Source organism: Ramlibacter aurantiacus (assembly GCF_016722895.1).
GTDB classification, from domain to species: Bacteria; Pseudomonadota; Gammaproteobacteria; order Burkholderiales; family Burkholderiaceae_C; genus Ramlibacter; species Ramlibacter aurantiacus.
Genome location: NZ_JAEQNA010000004.1, coordinates 134,966 through 151,119, shown reverse-complemented (window position 1 = coordinate 151,119; position 16,154 = coordinate 134,966). Strand labels below are relative to the sequence as shown.

The window sequence follows — 16,154 nt, the reverse complement described above, 5'->3', positions numbered from 1 at the left end:
CATTGTGGCGCCAGCGCCGCGGCTCATCCGGTGAAGACGGCGTTCCACAACGCCAGCACCGCTGCCCGTTCCTTTGCCACTTGGGCGGGTTCGACCTGCGTCGGCTGCTCGTTCAGGCGCGCCAGGTGCTGCACCCGCCGCAGGCTGCGGTAGGCGGCGGCGGCGGCCTGGCCCACCTCCGGCGGCAGCAGCCCACCGGCCTCGGCGCGCTGCAGCAGCGCGATGTTGCCCACGTTGGGGATCAGCTCCGGGTGGGTGGCGGCGTGGGCGAGCACCAGGTACTGCACCGCGAACTCGGCATCGACCATGCCGCCGGGGCTGTGCTTGATGTCGAAGCCGCCGCCGCGCACCGGGTGTGCGGCGCGGACTTTCTCGCGCATGGCGACGATTTCCTGGCGCAGTGCGTGTTGGTCGCGCGGCGCGGTGATCACCGCCTGCCGCACGGCGTCGAAGCGAGGCGCCAGCGTGGGTTCGCCCATGATGAAGCGGGCGCGCGTCATGGCCTGGTGCTCCCAGGTCCACGCGGTGTTGCTGCCGCGGTTCTGCTGGTAGTCGGCATAGGCCTGGAACGTGGTGATCAGCAGGCCCGAGTTGCCGTTGGGCCGCAGCGCCGTGTCGATCTCGAACAGGTCACCCTCGCCGGTCTTGGTGGTCAGCCAGTTGATCAGCTTGCGCACCAAGGCGGTATAGGTCTCCGGGGCCGACTCGTGCGGATCCTCGAAGACGAACACGATGTCCAGGTCGCTGCCGTAGCCGAGCTCCTTACCGCCGAGCTTGCCGTAGCCGATGATCGCGAAATGCGGCTGCTCGTCGTGGCGGTTGCGCAGCCGCTGCCAGACCCAGGCCGCGGTGACGCGCAGCACCGAATCGGCCAGCGCGCTCAGGTCGTCCGCCACCTGCTCCACCGTCAACCGGCCCTCCAGGTCGCGCGCCAGCGTTCGCATGACTTCGGCGTGGTGCGCGCGGCGCAGCAGGTCGAGCAGGGCTTCGTCGTCGTCCTCGTTGGTACGGGCCAGGGCTGCGCGGCGCTCGTCCAGCTCGCGCTCGAAGTCGGCGGGGCTGAAGCGCTCGTCCAGGAACGCCTCACCCGCCAGCTCGTCGATCACCCCCGGGTGCTTGAGCAGGTAGCGCGCCGGCCACCGGGCGGCGCCGAGCAGGCGCAGCAGCCGCTCGTGCACGCCGGGACGCTCCAGCAGCAGCGCCAGGTAGCTTTCGCGCCGCAGCAGCGGCTCCATCCAGTCGGCCATGCGCAGCGCAGCGTCTTCGGTGACCCGACCTTCCTGCAGCCACTGGGCGGTGCGCCAGACGAGGCGCAGCAGTCGGCCCCGGGCATCGTCACGCAGCGCCAGCACGCGCGGGTGCTCGCGCCAGCCCTGCAGGCGCTCGCGCAGGCGCCCCGGCAGTTCCGCCAGCAGGGTTTCGAAGTCGAGCGTGGGTGTCCGCCGGCCGTTGTGGCAGCCCTTGCAGCTGTCGGCGCCGCCGAGCAGGCGGTCGAACTCCTGCGCCACGAGCTCGCGATGGCGGTCCAGCTCGCGCAGGAAGTCGCAGCAATCGCCAAAGCCCAGGGTTCGCGCGATCCAGTTCAGGTCCCCGTCGGCCTGTGGATCGCAGGCCATGGGCAGCACATGCGTCTGCTGGTCGTCCAGGTACTGGATACGGTGCTCGACCTGCCGCAGGAACACATAGGCCGCCGCCAGGTCGTTCGCGGTTTCGGGCGCCATCAGCCCGGCGGCCGCCACCCGCTGCAGCGCGTCCAGGGTGGGGCGGGTCCGCAGCTCGGGGAACTGGCCGCCGCGCACCACCTGCAACAGCTGCACCGTGAACTCGATCTCGCGGATGCCGCCGCGGGACAGCTTGACGTCGTTGGCCCGCTCGGGCCGCCCGGCCGCACGCCGCGCCGCGTGCTCGCGGATCTGCCGGTGCAGGTCGCGCAGCGACTCGAAGACGTTGTAGTCGAGGTAGCGGCGGAACACGAAGGGCAGCACGCTGGAACGCAGGGCCTGGGCGCTGCCGTCCTCGATGGCGGCGCGCGGCGCGACCACGCGGCTCTTGAGCCAGGCGAAACGCTCCCACTCGCGGCCCTGCACCTGGAAATAGTCTTCCAGCGCGCCCTGTGAAATCGCCTGCGGGCCCGAATTGCCATGCGGGCGCAGCGCCAGGTCGATGCGGAAGACGAAGCCGTGTTCGGTGGTTTCGCCCAGCAGCCCATAGACGAGCTTGACCGCCTTGCCGAAGTATTCGTGGTTGGTGATGCGTGCGCGCCCGTCGACGCCGGTGGTCTCGCCGTCGTGGTCGTAGACATAGATGAGATCGATGTCGCTGGACACGTTGAGCTCGCGGGCGCCGAGCTTGCCCATGCCCACCACCCAGAGCCGGGCGCGTTCGCCCGATTCGCCGCGGGGCTCGCCGTGGACGGTGTCGAGCTGGGCAAAGCTCTCGAGGCAGGCCTGGTCCAGCGCGAACTCGGCCAGCTCGGTCATGGCAGTGGTCACGGTCTCGAGGGGGGCACCGTGGTCGCAGTCCAGGCCCACCAGGCGTTCCAGCGTGAGCTGGCGCACGATGCGCAGCGCCGTGGCGGTCGGCTCGCCGCGCGCGCACAGGCGCTCGAAGGCGATGCGAAAGCTCTCACGCACGGGAGCGCCCGGAGGCAGCAGCCCCAGGTCGTCGCCGTAGCGTCGGCGCAGGCGTTGCACCAGCCTGGAATGGCCGGACAGCGGCTGTGATGAAAGGCCTTGGGGTGGCAGGACCTCTGGAGGCTGCTCGGGATCGGCGTTGGCACCGGGGCTCATAATTCCTGCCACTTCAGAGTTTCCATGAACGATTCGCTGCTGCCTTCGCGCGCGCTGCGCGTTTTTTCTGCCCTTGCCAGCGCGTTGTGGTGGCTGCTGGTCGCGTTCTGGGTGGTGCTCGCGCTCGCCTGGGGCGCGTTGCACGGGTGGATTGTGCCGCGCATCGGAGAGCTCACTCCGCGCCTGGAAATGCAGGCCACGCGGGCGCTGGGGGTTCCGGTTCGCATCGGGTCTGTCTCCGCCCGCAGCGACGGGCTGATGCCCACCCTGGAGTTGCGTGACGTGGTCCTGCACGATGCCCAGGCCCGCGAAGCCCTGCGCCTGGCGCGGGTGGTGGCGGCGGTGTCGCCGCGCTCGTTGTGGAACCTCGGCTTCGAGCAGCTGGTCATCGAAAGCCCCGAACTCGAGGTTCGCAGGATGCCCGACGGGCGCTTTCAGGTGGCGGGGCTGGAGCTGTCCGGTGAGCGCGGCGAGGACGATCGCGCGGCGGACTGGTTCTTTCGCCAGAAGGAGGTGCTGGTGCTCGGTGGCCTGCTGCGCTTCGTGGACGAAACGCGCCCGGCATCGCCGGCGCTGGCGCTCAGCGACATCCGCTTCGTCAGCCGCAACAGCGCGCGCCGTCATTCGATGCGGCTCGATGCGACCCCGCCGCCCGAATGGGGCAGCCGTTTCCAGGTAAGCGGTGTGTTCCGCCAGCCCCTGTGGTCGGTGCATCCCGGCCGATGGAGCGACTGGACCGGGCAGCTGCATGCGGATGTCGCCTCGCTGGATCTGTCGCGGCTGCGCGATCACACCGGCTGGGGCGCGTCGCTGCGGGACGCGCGCGGCGCCCTGCGCGCCTGGATCGACATCGAGCAGGGGCGCGCGGTCGGTGGAGCCGCCGATGTCGACCTGCGGCAGGTCCGGGCCCGGTTCGCACCCGATCGGCCGGTCCTGGCGCTGGACGCGTTGTCGGGTCGTGTCGACGGCCACTGGACCGCTCGGGGTTTCGACCTGCAGACCCGCCGCCTCCGGTTCCAGCTCCAAGGCGGACCGCGCTGGCCGGGCGGCGATGTCAGCTTGAACTGGCAGCAGGCCCTGGGCCGCCAGCCGGCCCACGGAAGCGTGGGCGCCGATCGGCTGGACATCGGCGCGGTCGCCCAGCTGGCGCGCCACCTGCCTGTCGATGCGCGATGGCAGACCCTGCTGGCGCGCCATGCGCCCTCGGGCGCGGTGGAGTCCTTGCAGGCCCGATGGCAGCTGGCCGCGGGTGGCCCACGGTACAGCGCGAGCGGGCGGGCGACGCAGCTGGCATTGGCCGCCGGCGGCGGGGTGCCGGGCGTGCGCGGGGCCGATGTCGAGTTCGACGCCTCCGACACGGGCGGCAAGGCGCGCGTGCGGGTCCAGGGCGGGGCCGTGGACCTCGCCGGCATCCTGCAGGAGCCCCTGGTGCCCATCGAGCAGCTGGCCACCGACCTGCAGTGGCGCATCGCCGGCGGGCGCCTCAACGTCGAGGCCCGCGGGATGGAGCTGCGCAACGCCGACCTGCGGGCGCACGGCCAGGCGAGCTGGCGCAGCGCAGAAGCCAGGCGACCCGACCAACCCGGCCTGCTCGACCTCGACATCGCGATCACGCAGGCCGACGGCGCCCGCGTGGTGCGCTACCTGCCGCTCTCGATCGGGCAAGGCACGCTGGACTACGTGCGCGCATCGGTGCAGGGTGGTCGCATCAGCGATGGGCGCATCCGTGTCCGTGGTGACCTGCACCACTTCCCCTTCGCTGATCCGCGCCAGGGCGAATTCCGCATCAGCGCCAAGGTGCGCGACCTGACCTATGCCTTCGCGCCGCCAGCGGTCGCGCCCTCCGCCGAGGGCCAGTGGCCGACGCTGGCGCAGCTCTCGGGCGAGCTGCTGTTCGAGCGCAACGGCATGTTCGTCCGCGGCGCGCAGGGACGGTTCGCCGGATTCCCGGGGCTGCTGGTGCAGGCCGATGCCAGCATCCCCGACTTCTCCAGCAGCACGGTCAATGTCACCGGGCTGGTTCGCGGGCCGCTGGCCGAATCGGTGGCCGTCTTCAACGCCATGCCGGTGGCGGCCTGGGTCGGCCAGCCGCTGGCGCAAGCCTCGGTGGACGGCCCGGCGGATGTGCGGTTGCGGCTGGCGCTGCCCCTGGCGCATCTGGCGGACTCGAAGGTGCAGGGGAGCGTCGTTCTCTCCGGCAACGAGCTGCGCCTGCGGCCCGATGTGCCGGCCTTGTCGCGCACACGGGGCACGGTGGCCTTCCACGAAGGCGGGTTCTCGATCGCGGGCGCGCAGGCCCGGGCCCTGGGCGGCGAGGTGCGGATCGATGGCGGCACCCGTGCGGCCGCCAGCGCCGCCGAGGCACCCGTGCAGCTGCGGCTGCAGGGCACGGCCAGTGCCGAGGGCCTTGCCGGGTCCGCCGAGCTGGGGGCGGTGACCCGGCTGGCGCGCCGCGCCAGCGGCAGCGCGGCCTACACGGCGCTGATCGACATCCGCGACAGCGGGGTGGACCTCGGCATCGACAGCAACCTCCAGGGCCTGGCACTGGACCTGCCGGCGCCCCTGGCCAAGGCGGCCGAGGCGGCCCTGCCGGTGCACGTGGGCGTGAGGGCGCTGCCGGGTGCGCCCTCCACCGACCGGGTGTCGGTGCGACTGGGGCAGTTGGTTCTGGCGGTTTTCGAGCGTGACGTGTCGGGCCCGCAGGCGCGGGTGTTGCGCGGGGCGATCGGCGTGGGCCTGGGTGCCGGCGAATCGGCGCCCTTGCCCGCCCGTGGCGTGCTGGCCAACGTGCGTCTGGACAGCGTGAACCTGGACGCCTGGCAGGAGGCCCTGTCGGGCCTGGCGCCCGCGGCCGGTCCCGCTTCGCGGGAAGCGTCCGCCGGCGGCGCCGCGGGGTCGGACTACCTTCCCACCATCCTGGCCGTGCGGGCGCGCGAGCTCAAGATGCAGGGCCGCACGCTCGACCAGGTGGTGGTGGGCGGCTCGCGCGAGGGACCGGTCTGGCGCGCCAACGTGGACGCCGACCAACTCGGTGGCTATGTCGAATACCGCCAGCCGTCCGATGGCAACCCGGGGCGGGTGCTGGCCCGGCTGGCCCGGCTGTCGATCGCCGCCTCCCATACCGACGAGGTCGAGTCGCTGCTCGACCAGCAGCCTTCCAGCATTCCGGCGCTCGACGTGGTGGTCGACGACTTCGAGCTGCGCGGCCGCCGGCTCGGCCGGCTGGAGATCGAGGCCACCAACCGCGGAACGACCACGGCCGCGGGAGCGCCGGAGTGGCGCCTGAACAAGCTGCGGCTGTCCATGCCCGAGGCCGTGTTCAGCGCAAGCGGCAACTGGGCCCCCGCGCGCGCCGGCGCACGCGAACGCCGGCGCACGGCGATGAACTTCAAGCTCGACATCTCGGACTCCGGCGCGCTGCTGTCGCGGCTGGGCATGCATGACGTGATCCGTCGCGGCAGGGGCCAGCTCGAAGGCGAGGTCGCCTGGATGGGGTCTCCGCTGGCGCTGGATTACCCCAGCCTCACCGGCGAGGTCGACGTGGGCATCCAGGCGGGCCAGTTCCTCAAGGCCGAACCCGGCCCGGCCAAGCTGCTGGGGGTGTTGAGCCTGCAGTCCCTGCCCCGCCGCCTGTCCCTGGATTTCCGCGATGTATTCTCGGACGGCTTCGCGTTCGACTTCGTGCGCGGACACATGAAGATCGAGCAGGGGGTCGCCAGCACCAACAACCTGCAGATGAAGGGCGTCAATGCCGCGGTGCTGATGGACGGCAGCGCCGACCTGGCACGCGAGACGCAGGACCTGCGGGTGATCGTGGTGCCCGAGATCAACGCCGGCACGGCGTCGCTGGTCGCCACCGTCATCAACCCCGCCATCGGCCTGGGCACCTTCCTCGCCCAGATGTTCCTGCGCGAGCCGCTCATGCGGGCGGCCACGCAGGAATTCCATGTCGACGGCACCTGGAGCGACCCGCGCGTGACCCGCGTGCGGCGCCAGGAGTCCCGCCTGGCGCGGGACGCGAACGCACGCGCCGCCATGGCGCAAGGGAGCTAGGCATGCCGCTGCAGGTCGCCGCCATCCAGATGGTCTCGTCCACCGAGTTGGACGACAACCTCGCCACCGCCCGCGGGCTGGTCGACCAGGCCGCGCGCCAGGGCGCCGAACTGGTGGTGCTGCCCGAGTACTTCTGCCTCATGGGCCGTCGCGACGCCGACAAGCTGGGCGTGCGCGAAGAACCCGGCAGCGGACCGGTGCAGGACTTCCTGGCCCGCACGGCCCGCGAGGCCGGGGTGTGGCTGGTCGGGGGCACGCTGCCGCTGCGCGCCGGGGACGAGCAGCGCGTGCGCAACACGACACTGGTGTACTCGCCGAACGGTGACTGCGTCGCGCGCTACGACAAGATCCATCTGTTCCGCTTCGACAACGGCCGTGAGCGCTACGACGAATCGCAGGTGATCGAGGCGGGGGTCGAGCCTGCCACCTTCGAGCTGGCCTCGCGCGACGGCCGCTCCTGGCGCATCGGCCTGTCGGTCTGCTACGACCTGCGCTTTCCCGAGTTGTACCGGCGCCTGGCCGCCGCGGGTGCCGAGGTGCTGCTGGTGCCCAGTGCCTTCACCCACACCACGGGGCAGGCGCATTGGGAGGTCTTGCTGCGGGCACGCGCCATCGAGAACCTGGCCTGGGTGATCGCGCCGGCCCAGGGCGGCCTGCATGCGAACGGCCGGCGCACCTGGGGCCACTCGATGGTGATCGAGCCCTGGGGCCGGGTGGCCGCGTGCCGCGAAGAGGACGGGGCCGGCGCGGTCATGGCCACGCTGGACGAGTCGCGCCAGGCCGAGGCACGCCGGCAGTTGCCCGCGCTCGAACACCGGGTCCTCTGAAGTGAAAGTCCACCCCGAAGCGCCTTCGGCGCCTCCCTTCGAGGGGCGCCACCAGCGGCCTGGTCAAGCCGGTTCCGCGGTGGCCCGCGGTCGCCGGGTCTGCTTCCATGCATCGCGGCTGATGCGCAGCATCGTGGAAAACTGAGATGCCAGACAGCGATCCCGTCGAGCTCGCCTCGGCAGGCCCTGCCGGTGCTGCGCAGCCGGCTTCGCCGTCTCCCCGGTGGCGCGCCCTCGAGGGGAGGGCCCCGACGGTGTTCCGGGTGTGGTCCGTTCTCTTCGATTCGCGCTGGCTGCTGTGGACCTTGCTGCTGGCGCTGGTTGCGGTGCTCCTCGGGACGCTCGTCTGGCTGGCCGGTCGCTACGAGGCCAGCCAGGTCCAGGGCGGCCTCGAGCGCGACGCGGCGGCGGCGGCCGGTGACATCCGGTCCGGCCTGGCTCGCAACGCGCAAACGCTGCAGGCCCTGCACAGCACCAGCCACAACGTCACCGACTGGGACAGCCAGGCCGCTCAGCTGCTGCGCGACATGCGGGAGTGGCTGCGGCTGGAGTGGCGCGACCCCGGGCTGCGCACGATCGCCGTGGCCGAGACCCCGTACCGGGCGCCGGTGTTCGAGCGCCTGGGCCGGGCGCAGATCCAGCCCGACCTGCAGCTGGCCTGTGCGCAGGCGCGCCGCCTGGGCGGCGCGGCCTACTCGGCCAGCTACTTCTTGCCGCAGCCGGACGGCATGGGCATGGAGGTGATGGACCTGTGCCTGCCGCTGGTCCACGCCGGCGAGGTCACCGGCTATGCGGTGGCCACCTATTCGCTCAACGAGCTGCTGGTCGGCATGGTCGGGCCGCAGCTCTCGCGCAGCCAGCAGGTGTCGTTCAACGAGCCCGACGGCACCCGGCTGGCGCTGCATGGCATTGCCCAGCGGGGCAGCCGCACCTTCTCGGCCCAGCAGCTGCTGGACCTGCCCGGCACCACCATCCTGTTGCGCCTGGACAGCTGGCGCATCGCGCCCGACCTGTTCCCCAACGTGCTCACCGCGCTCGTGACGGCGATGTCCATCACGCTGATGGTGGTGCTCACCATGCTGGTCAAGGACATGCGCCGCCGGGTGCAGGTGGAACAGGACCTGGCCGACGCATTGGCCTTTCGCAAGGCGATGGAAGACTCGCTCGTCACCGGCCTGCGCGCGCGTGACCTCGAAGGGCGCATCACCTATGTCAATCCGGCCTTCTGCGAGATGGTGGGCTTCACCGCCGACGAGCTGCTGGGGCGGCCGCTACCCGCGCCCTACTGGCCGCCCGAGCTGGCGGGCGAATACCAGAAGCGCCAGGAGATCCGCCTGGCCGGCCAGCACACCCCGCCGCGCGACGGGTTCGAGTCGGTCTTCATGCGCAAGGACGGCTCGCGCTTTCCGGTGCTGATCATCGAGGCCCCGCTGATCAACGCGCAGGGCACGCAGACCGGCTGGATGAGCGCGTTCCTGGACATCAGCGAGCAGCGCCGGATCGAGGAGTTGTCGCGGGCCAGCCAGGAGCGCCTGCAGGCCACGGCCCGCCTGGCCACGGTGGGTGAAATGGCTTCGCTGCTGAGCCATGAGCTGAACCAGCCGCTGGCGGCGATCGCCAGTTACGCGACGGGCTCGCTCAACTTGCTTCGGAACGGCGATTCCGATGGTCTGGAAGGCGCCCTCCAGCGCATCGCGCAGCAGGCCGAGCGCGCCGGCAAGGTCATCCGCAGCGTGCACGACTTCGTCCGGCGCCGCGACCAGGCGCGCGAGCCGGTGTCGCCGCAGGCGCTGGTGGAGGCGGTGATGCCGCTGGTCACGCTGCAGGCGCGCAAGCTGGGGGTGACGGTGCTCACCCGCCTGCCGGCCGGGCTGCCCCAGGTCACCTGCGACCGCACCATGGTCGAGCAGGTGCTGTTGAACCTGGCGCGCAACGCCATGCAGGCCATGGACGCGGGCCGGGTGCTGCGGCCGGCCCTCACCATCCAGGCACGGCGCGTGCGCCCGGGGGAGCTCGGTGGCAAGGCCTGGGTGGAGTTCGCCGTCGTCGACATCGGCCCCGGCATCTCGCCCCAGGTGCGCCAGCAGCTGTTCACGCCCTTCTTCACGACCAAGGCCGAAGGCATGGGCCTGGGCCTGTCGTTGTGCCGCACGGTCATCGAGCAGCACGGCGGCGCACTCGGATTCGAGCCGAACCTGCCCCAAGGTACGATCTTCCGGTTCACGCTGCCAGCGTCCGACACCGCGCCCAGCATGCCCGCACCCGCCCCCATTACCGCCTGACCGTTCCGCCATGCAGCCCGTCCAGGACGCCATCGTCTACATCGTCGATGACGATGCCAGCGTGCGCGAAGCGCTCGCCTGGCTGCTGCGCTCACGACGGCTTGCAAGCGACACCTTCGCCAGCGGGACGCAGTTCGAGGCCATGCTGGCGCGCGGCTTCAAGCCGGCGCAGGCCTGCTGCCTGCTTCTCGACGTGCGGATGCCGGGCGTCAGCGGTCTGGCCCTGTTCGATCAGCTCGCCGAGCTGGGGCTGGTGGAGGTGATGCCGGTGATCTTCCTCACCGGGCATGCCGACGTGCCGACCGCGGTGGGCATGGTCAAGCGGGGCGCGTTCGACTTTTGCGAGAAACCGTTTTCCGACAATGCGTTGGTCGATCGCATCGAGCAGGCCCTCGCCCGCTCGGCCGAGGTGCTGGAGCGCCGGCGCCAGGCGCAGCGCCTGCGCGACCGACTGGCCGAGCTCACCCACCGTGAGCTCGACGTGATGCGGCTGGTCGCCCGGGGATTGCCGAACAAGCTGATCGCCGACGAACTGGACATCAGCGTGCGCACGGTCGAAGTGCACCGCGCGCGGGTGTTCGACAAGATGGAAGTGAAATCGGCCGTGGAGCTGGCCAATGCGCTGCGTGATGCGGCTTAGGCAGCCTGGGCGACCTAGGCCTGGTCGTCGCCGCGCTTGTCGTCCGCCGGCGGCGGCTCGCCCCGCGGGCGGCCAGAGAACATGGTCCACCAGACGATGGCCACCAGAACCACCAGGGCGAGCAAGGCTTCGAGCAGGATCAACAGCATGAGACAGACGTGGCGGTGGTTGGGCCCCGCGATTCTAGGAACACTGGCGGGCTGCGGCGGCGTGCCGCTGATCGTCGAACAGGGTCCGGCCGGGCCGGTGCCGCCGCAAGCTGCGGCGGATGTGGCGGCACCGGCCGCGGCTCCGGCTGATGGGCCGGTGCTCGTGCGTGGCCGCAGCCGCTGGGTACCGGTGGGTTGGGAGGAGCTTCCGGGCTTCGAGGAGGACGCGCTGCACGAGGCCTGGAACGCCTGGCTCAAGAGCTGCGAGCGGCCACCGGCGCCGTTGGCGGCGCTGTGCCCGCAGGTGCGGCAGCTCGCGATCGCCCCGCCCGAGGAGCAGCGGGCCTGGCTGCGCCGCCAGCTGCAGCCGTATCGCGTGGAATCGCACGGTGGCGCCGCGGAGGGCCTGCTCACGGCCTATTACGAACCGGTGTTCGAGGCTCGCCGGCAGGCCGCACCGGGGTTCGGCGTGCCGCTGTACGCACCGCCACCCGGCCTGGGCCAGCGCCGGCCCTGGCACACCCGGCAGGAGATCGACACCCAGCCGGTGGTGCGCGCCCAGTTGCAGGGGCGCGAGATCGCCTGGCTGGCCGATCCGGTCGACGCGCTGGTGCTGCAGATCCAGGGGTCGGGCCGGCTGCGCCTGACCGAGCCCGATGGCCAGCGGAAGCTGGTCCGGCTGGCTTACGCCGCAACCAACGACCAGCCCTATCGAAGCGTCGGGTCGTGGCTGCTGCAGCAGGGGGCGGTGCGCGACGCCTCCTGGCCCGGCATCAAGGCCTGGGTGCGCGCCAATCCGCAGCGGGTGCAGGAGATGCTGTGGAGCAACCCCCGGGTGGTCTTCTTCCGCGAAGAGCCGCTCGCGGGGTTCGATGCCGCTTTCGGACCGCGGGGTGCGCAGGGGGTGCCGCTCACGCCGGGCCGGTCGATCGCGGTCGACAGGGAGAGCGTTCCCTACGGCACGCCGGTCTGGCTCGCTTCCACCGGGCCGCAGCTGGAATTGCGCCGGCTGGTGCTGGCCCAGGACACCGGCAGTGCCATCGTCGGGGCCGTGCGGGTGGACTGGTTCACCGGCTGGGGGCAGGAAGCCGGCGAGCTGGCCGGCCGGCTCAAGCAGCCGGTGCGGATGTGGGTGCTGTGGCCTCGAGGCGGTCCGCCGCCCGGTTGAGCGGGCATTTCAGGCGGGCGCGTGAGGCTCCAGCGGCCAGATGCTGGCCGCCTTGACTTCGCCCAGCGAAAAGCGCGTGTGCAGGTCCTTCACGTTGGGCAGGTTCAGGAGCACCTCGCGAGCGAATTGCGAGAAGGCGTCCAGATCGCGCGACACCACCTGCAGCTCGAAGGTGCCGGTGCCGCTGATGTAGTGGCACGAGATGACCTGCGGCAGCCGCCGGATCGCTTCCTCCATGCGCCGGGTGCCGTCGGCGGTGTTGCGTTCCGCATCGATCCGCACGAAGGCCAGCACGCCCAGCCCGACCTTGTGCCGGTCGATCACCGCGTGGTAGCCGGTGATGAGGCCGGCTTGCTCGAGCGCCCGCACGCGGCGCCAGCAGGGCGCCGCCGACAGCCCGACCCGCTGTGCCAGTTCGGCGTTGGTCAGGCGCCCCTCGTTCTGCAGCTCGCGCAGGATGAGCCAGTCGAACTTATCGAGTCTTTCCATCGGGTGCCCATTGCAGCAATAGTCTTTCAAATACTAGTCGTAAACGTACATAGAAAGCAATCAACGATCGGCGCTGCCCACCTACACTGACCCGACCCGCTACCGGAGAGAGACACGCCATGAATGCCCCGTTGCCCGACCATGTCCGACAGGCCCTCGAGACCGTTTCGCTGGACGACAAGTACGCGCTCGACGTGGGTCGTGCGTTCATGAGCGGGGTGCAGGCGCTGGTGAAGCTGCCGATGCTGCAGCACCGGCGCGACGAACGCGCCGGCCATCGCACCGCCGGGTTCATCAGCGGTTATCGCGGCTCGCCGCTGGGCGGCTACGACCAGGCCCTGTGGAGCGCGAAGGCGCACCTGGCCGCGCACGACGTCGTGTTCCAGCCGGGCGTGAACGAGGAACTCGCCGCCACCGCGCTGTGGGGCACGCAACAACTGGGTTTCGCGCCCGCCGGGGCCAACCGCTTCGACGGCGTCTTCGGCATCTGGTACGGCAAGGGCCCCGGCGTCGACCGCTGCGCCGACGTGTTCAAGCACGCCAACATGGCTGGCACCACGCCGCTCGGCGGCGTGATCGCGGTGGCCGGTGACGACCACGTGGCCAAGAGCTCCACCGCCGCGCACCAGAGCGACCACCTGTTCAAGGCCTGCGGCTTTCCGGTGTTCTTCCCGGCCTCTGTGCAGGAGATCCTCGACCTGGGCATCCACGCCTTCGCCATGAGCCGCTACGCCGGCGTCTGGACCGGCATGAAGACCATCCAGGAGATCGTCGAATCCAGCGCCACGGCCATCATCGACCCCGATCGCGTGCGCATCGGGTTGCCCACCGACTTCCAGATGCCGCCCGGCGGGCTGCACATCCGGTGGCCCGACCATCCGCTGGAGCAGGAGGCTCGGCTCTACGAGTTCAAGTGGTATGCCGCCCTGGCCTACATCCGCGCCAACCGGCTCAACCACAACGTCATCGAAGGCCCGGCCGACCGGCTGGGCCTGATCGCCAGCGGCAAGGCCTACAACGACACCCGCCAGGCGCTGGCCGACCTCGGGCTGGACGACGCCGAATGCCGGCGCCTGGGCATCCGACTGCACAAGGTCGCCGTGGTCTGGCCGCTCGAAGCGCAGATCACCCGCGCCTTCGCGTCGGGCCTGCGCGAAATCCTGGTGGTCGAGGAAAAGCGCCAGGTGATCGAATACCAGCTGAAGGAGGAGCTTTACAACTGGCGCCCGGACGTGCGGCCCAACGTGCTGGGCAAGTTCGACGACGTCGAAGGCGGCGGCGGTGAATGGTCCGTGCCCAACCCCACGCCGCACACGCTGCTGCGCGCCAACGCCGACTTGTCGCCGCCCTTGATCGCGCGGGCCATCGCCCGGCGGCTGAAGAAGCTGGGTGTCGACGCTGGCACCGCCGCCCGGCTGGACGCCCGCCTGGCCGAAATGCAGGCCAAGGAAGCTGCGATGCAGGGCGCCGGAAAATGCGCCGAGCGCGCCCCCTGGTTCTGCTCGGGCTGCCCGCACAACATCTCCACGGTCGTGCCGGAGGGCTCGCGCGCCATGGCCGGCATCGGCTGCCACTACATGGCTACCTGGATGGACCGGCGCACCGCCGGCTTCAGCCAGATGGGCGGGGAGGGCGTGGCCTGGGTCGGCCAGCAGCCCTTCACCCACGAGACCCACGTCTTCGCCAACCTGGGCGACGGCACCTACTTCCACAGCGGCCTGCTGGCGATCCGCCAGGCCATCGCGGCCGGGGTGAACATCACCTACAAGATCCTCTACAACGACGCCGTCGCCATGACCGGTGGCCAGCCGGTGGGCGAGCGGCCCGAGGGGCATTCGGTGCGCCAGATCGTGCAGAGCCTGTTGTCCGAAGGCGTGGCGCGGCTGGTGATCGTGACGGACGATGTCCGCCGCTACGAAGGCGCGGACTGGCTGGACGGCGTGCCGGTGTTCGACCGGGCCGAGCTCGACCGCATCCAGCGCGAGTTGCGCGAGATCGCCGGCACCACCGCCATCGTTTACGACCAGACCTGCGCCACCGAGAAACGGCGCCGGCGCAAGCGCGGCAAGATGCCCGACCCGGCACTGCGCGTGGTGATCAACGACCTGGTGTGCGAAGGCTGTGGCGACTGCGGCGCGCAGTCGAACTGCCTGTCCGTGGAGCCGCTCGAAACGCCCTTTGGCCGCAAGCGCGCCATCAACCAGAGCACCTGCAACAAGGACACCAGTTGTCTCAAGGGCTTCTGCCCGAGTTTCGTGACCGTGGAAGGCGGGCGGCTGCGCAAGCCCGACAAGTCCGCCCAGCCGTCCCCGCTCGAAGGCGGCGAGCTGCCGATGCCGCAATTGCCGCCGCTGGATCAGCCCTGGGGCATCGTCGTTGCCGGCGTGGGCGGCACCGGGGTCATCACCATCGGCCAACTGCTGGGCATGGCCGCGCACCTGGAAGGCCGGGGCGTGGTGACGCAGGACGCGGCGGGGCTGGCGCAAAAAGGTGGCGCCACCTGGAGCCATGTGCTGATCGGCCGGCAGCCGCAGGACATCCGCACCACCCGCGTCGGACTCGCCGCGGCCGAGCTGGTAATCGGCTGCGATCCCATCGTGGCCGCCAGTGCCGAAACCGTGTGGCGCATGCGCCGCGATCGCACCCGTGTGGTGCTCAACACCCACAGCGGCCCTACCGCGGCGTTCGTGCGCCAGCCCGACTGGGCCAACCCGGGAGAGGCTTGCACGGCCGAGGTTGCCCAGGCGGTTGGGCCGGAGCGCCTGGGCACGTTCAATGCCGATGAGCTGGCCCAGCGGCTGATGGGGGACGCCATCTACGCCAATCCGATGCTGCTCGGATACGCCTGGCAGCGCGGCTGGGTGCCGCTGGCGCTGGAGGCGCTGCTGCGCGCGATCGAGTTGAATGCCGTGGCCGTCGAAGCCAACAAGCTCGCGTTCGCCTGGGGGCGCCGCGCCGCGCACGATGCGGCGGCCGTCGAGCGGCTGCTGGCGCCCTCGCGGGTGGTGCAGCTGCACCGCCGCGAGACCCTGCCGGCGATGGTGGAACGCCGGGTGCAGTTCCTCACCGACTACCAGGACGCCGCTTACGCCGAAGCCTATCGGGCGCTGGTCGAGCGGGTGCGGCAGGCGGAGGCGCCTTTGGGCCAGGCCGCGCTGGCCGAGGCGGTGGCCCGGTACCTGTTCAAGCTCATGGCCTACAAGGACGAATACGAAGTGGCTCGGCTGCACGGCGACGCCGGTTTCAGGGAGCGCATCGCCAGCCAGTTCGAGGGCGATTACCAGGTCCACTACCACCTTGCGCCGCCGCTGCTCGCGCGGCGCAACGAGCGGGGCGAGCTGCAGAAGCGCCGGTTCGGTCCGTCGATGGCCATCGCCTTCAGGCTGCTGGCGCGGCTGCGCGGCCTGCGCGGCACGCCGTTCGATCCGTTCGGCCGGACGGCCGAACGTCGCACCGAACGCGAGCTGATCGCTCGTTACCGGCAGGACATCGAGGAGATCCTGGGCACGCTCGATCTCCACAACCATGCGCTCGCACTCGAGATCGCCCGCCTGCCCGAGCAGATCCGCGGTTTCGGCCACGTCAAGGAGCGGCACCTGACACCGACGCTCGCGCGCTGGGCCGAGTTGATGCAGCAGTGGCGAGCGGCTCGAGAGCCCGGCCGGCTGGTCGCCTGATGCGACGCGGGGGGCGGCTGCCCCCTTGCTGAAGCGGGCGTCAGCCGGGACATACAATGCCCGGTTTTCGCCGCCACGGC

General features: G+C 70.9%; 9 protein-coding genes. 6 read left to right on the top strand and 3 right to left on the bottom strand.

What is annotated here, in order from left to right; genetic code table 11:
• Positions 1 to 23: 23 nt before the first annotated feature.
• Positions 24 to 2,789 carry a bifunctional [glutamate--ammonia ligase]-adenylyl-L-tyrosine phosphorylase/[glutamate--ammonia-ligase] adenylyltransferase gene (glnE, locus tag JI739_RS12615; protein WP_201684267.1) on the bottom strand — a complete coding sequence of 922 codons (2,766 nt, stop codon included), beginning with the start codon at positions 2,787 to 2,789 and terminating at the stop codon, positions 24 to 26.
• Between the two features lie 24 nt (positions 2,790 to 2,813).
• On the opposite strand from glnE, the gene JI739_RS12610 reads away from it, so the two are divergent.
• The 4 genes from JI739_RS12610 (at position 2,814) to JI739_RS12595 (ending at position 10,591) form a co-directional block, all read left to right on the top strand.
• Positions 2,814 to 6,842, top strand: a complete 4,029-nt coding sequence (locus tag JI739_RS12610) for a YhdP family protein (RefSeq protein WP_201684266.1) — start codon at positions 2,814 to 2,816, stop codon at positions 6,840 to 6,842.
• Between the two features lie 8 nt (positions 6,843 to 6,850).
• Positions 6,851 to 7,669, top strand: a complete 819-nt coding sequence (locus JI739_RS12605; protein WP_201684500.1) for a carbon-nitrogen hydrolase family protein — start codon at positions 6,851 to 6,853, stop codon at positions 7,667 to 7,669.
• A gap of 146 nt (positions 7,670 to 7,815) precedes the next feature.
• Entirely contained in the window at positions 7,816 to 9,951 is a 2,136-nt protein-coding gene (locus JI739_RS12600) for a two-component system sensor histidine kinase NtrB (protein ID WP_201684265.1), read from the top strand.
• Positions 9,952 to 9,961: 10 nt separating this feature from the next.
• A complete protein-coding gene (locus JI739_RS12595) occupies positions 9,962 to 10,591 on the top strand; it encodes a response regulator transcription factor (RefSeq protein ID WP_201684264.1) in 630 nt (209 codons plus the stop codon).
• Positions 10,592 to 10,605: 14 nt separating this feature from the next.
• Here the strand turns inward: JI739_RS12595 and JI739_RS24970 are convergent, their stop codons facing one another.
• Positions 10,606 to 10,740 (bottom strand): hypothetical protein, encoded by a 135-nt coding sequence (locus JI739_RS24970; RefSeq protein ID WP_494338070.1) that lies wholly within the window; start codon positions 10,738 to 10,740, stop codon positions 10,606 to 10,608.
• On the opposite strand from JI739_RS24970, the gene mltA reads away from it, so the two are divergent.
• Positions 10,688 to 11,908 carry a murein transglycosylase A gene (gene mltA, locus JI739_RS12590; RefSeq protein WP_494338069.1) on the top strand — a complete coding sequence of 407 codons (1,221 nt, stop codon included), beginning with the start codon at positions 10,688 to 10,690 and terminating at the stop codon, positions 11,906 to 11,908. The genes JI739_RS24970 and mltA overlap by 53 nt on opposite strands.
• A 9-nt stretch (positions 11,909 to 11,917) precedes the next feature.
• Here the strand turns inward: mltA and JI739_RS12585 are convergent, their stop codons facing one another.
• Positions 11,918 to 12,397: an Lrp/AsnC family transcriptional regulator gene (locus JI739_RS12585; RefSeq protein ID WP_201684262.1), complete on the bottom strand. Its 480-nt coding sequence runs from the start codon at positions 12,395 to 12,397 to the stop codon at positions 11,918 to 11,920.
• Between the two features lie 119 nt (positions 12,398 to 12,516).
• Here JI739_RS12585 and JI739_RS12580 point away from each other — a divergent pair, with 119 nt between their 5' ends.
• On the top strand, positions 12,517 to 16,074 hold the full coding sequence (locus JI739_RS12580; RefSeq protein WP_201684261.1) for an indolepyruvate ferredoxin oxidoreductase family protein: 3,558 nt from the start codon (positions 12,517 to 12,519) through the stop codon (positions 16,072 to 16,074).
• Positions 16,075 to 16,154 lie beyond the last annotated feature (80 nt).

What these genes read in the sequence shown, in the direction of transcription:
- glnE (WP_201684267.1), bottom strand. Translation starts at nt 2,789, where the DNA reads ATGAGCCCCGGTGCCAACGCCGATCCCGAGCAGCCTCCAGAGGTCCTG.
- JI739_RS12610 (WP_201684266.1), top strand. Translation starts at nt 2,814, where the DNA reads ATGAACGATTCGCTGCTGCCTTCGCGCGCGCTGCGCGTTTTTTCTGCC.
- JI739_RS12600 (WP_201684265.1), top strand. Translation starts at nt 7,816, where the DNA reads ATGCCAGACAGCGATCCCGTCGAGCTCGCCTCGGCAGGCCCTGCCGGT.
- JI739_RS12595 (WP_201684264.1), top strand. Translation starts at nt 9,962, where the DNA reads ATGCAGCCCGTCCAGGACGCCATCGTCTACATCGTCGATGACGATGCC.
- mltA (WP_494338069.1), top strand. Translation starts at nt 10,688, where the DNA reads ATGGCCACCAGAACCACCAGGGCGAGCAAGGCTTCGAGCAGGATCAAC.
- JI739_RS24970 (WP_494338070.1), bottom strand. Translation starts at nt 10,740, where the DNA reads ATGCTGTTGATCCTGCTCGAAGCCTTGCTCGCCCTGGTGGTTCTGGTG.
- JI739_RS12585 (WP_201684262.1), bottom strand. Translation starts at nt 12,397, where the DNA reads ATGGAAAGACTCGATAAGTTCGACTGGCTCATCCTGCGCGAGCTGCAG.
- JI739_RS12580 (WP_201684261.1), top strand. Translation starts at nt 12,517, where the DNA reads ATGAATGCCCCGTTGCCCGACCATGTCCGACAGGCCCTCGAGACCGTT.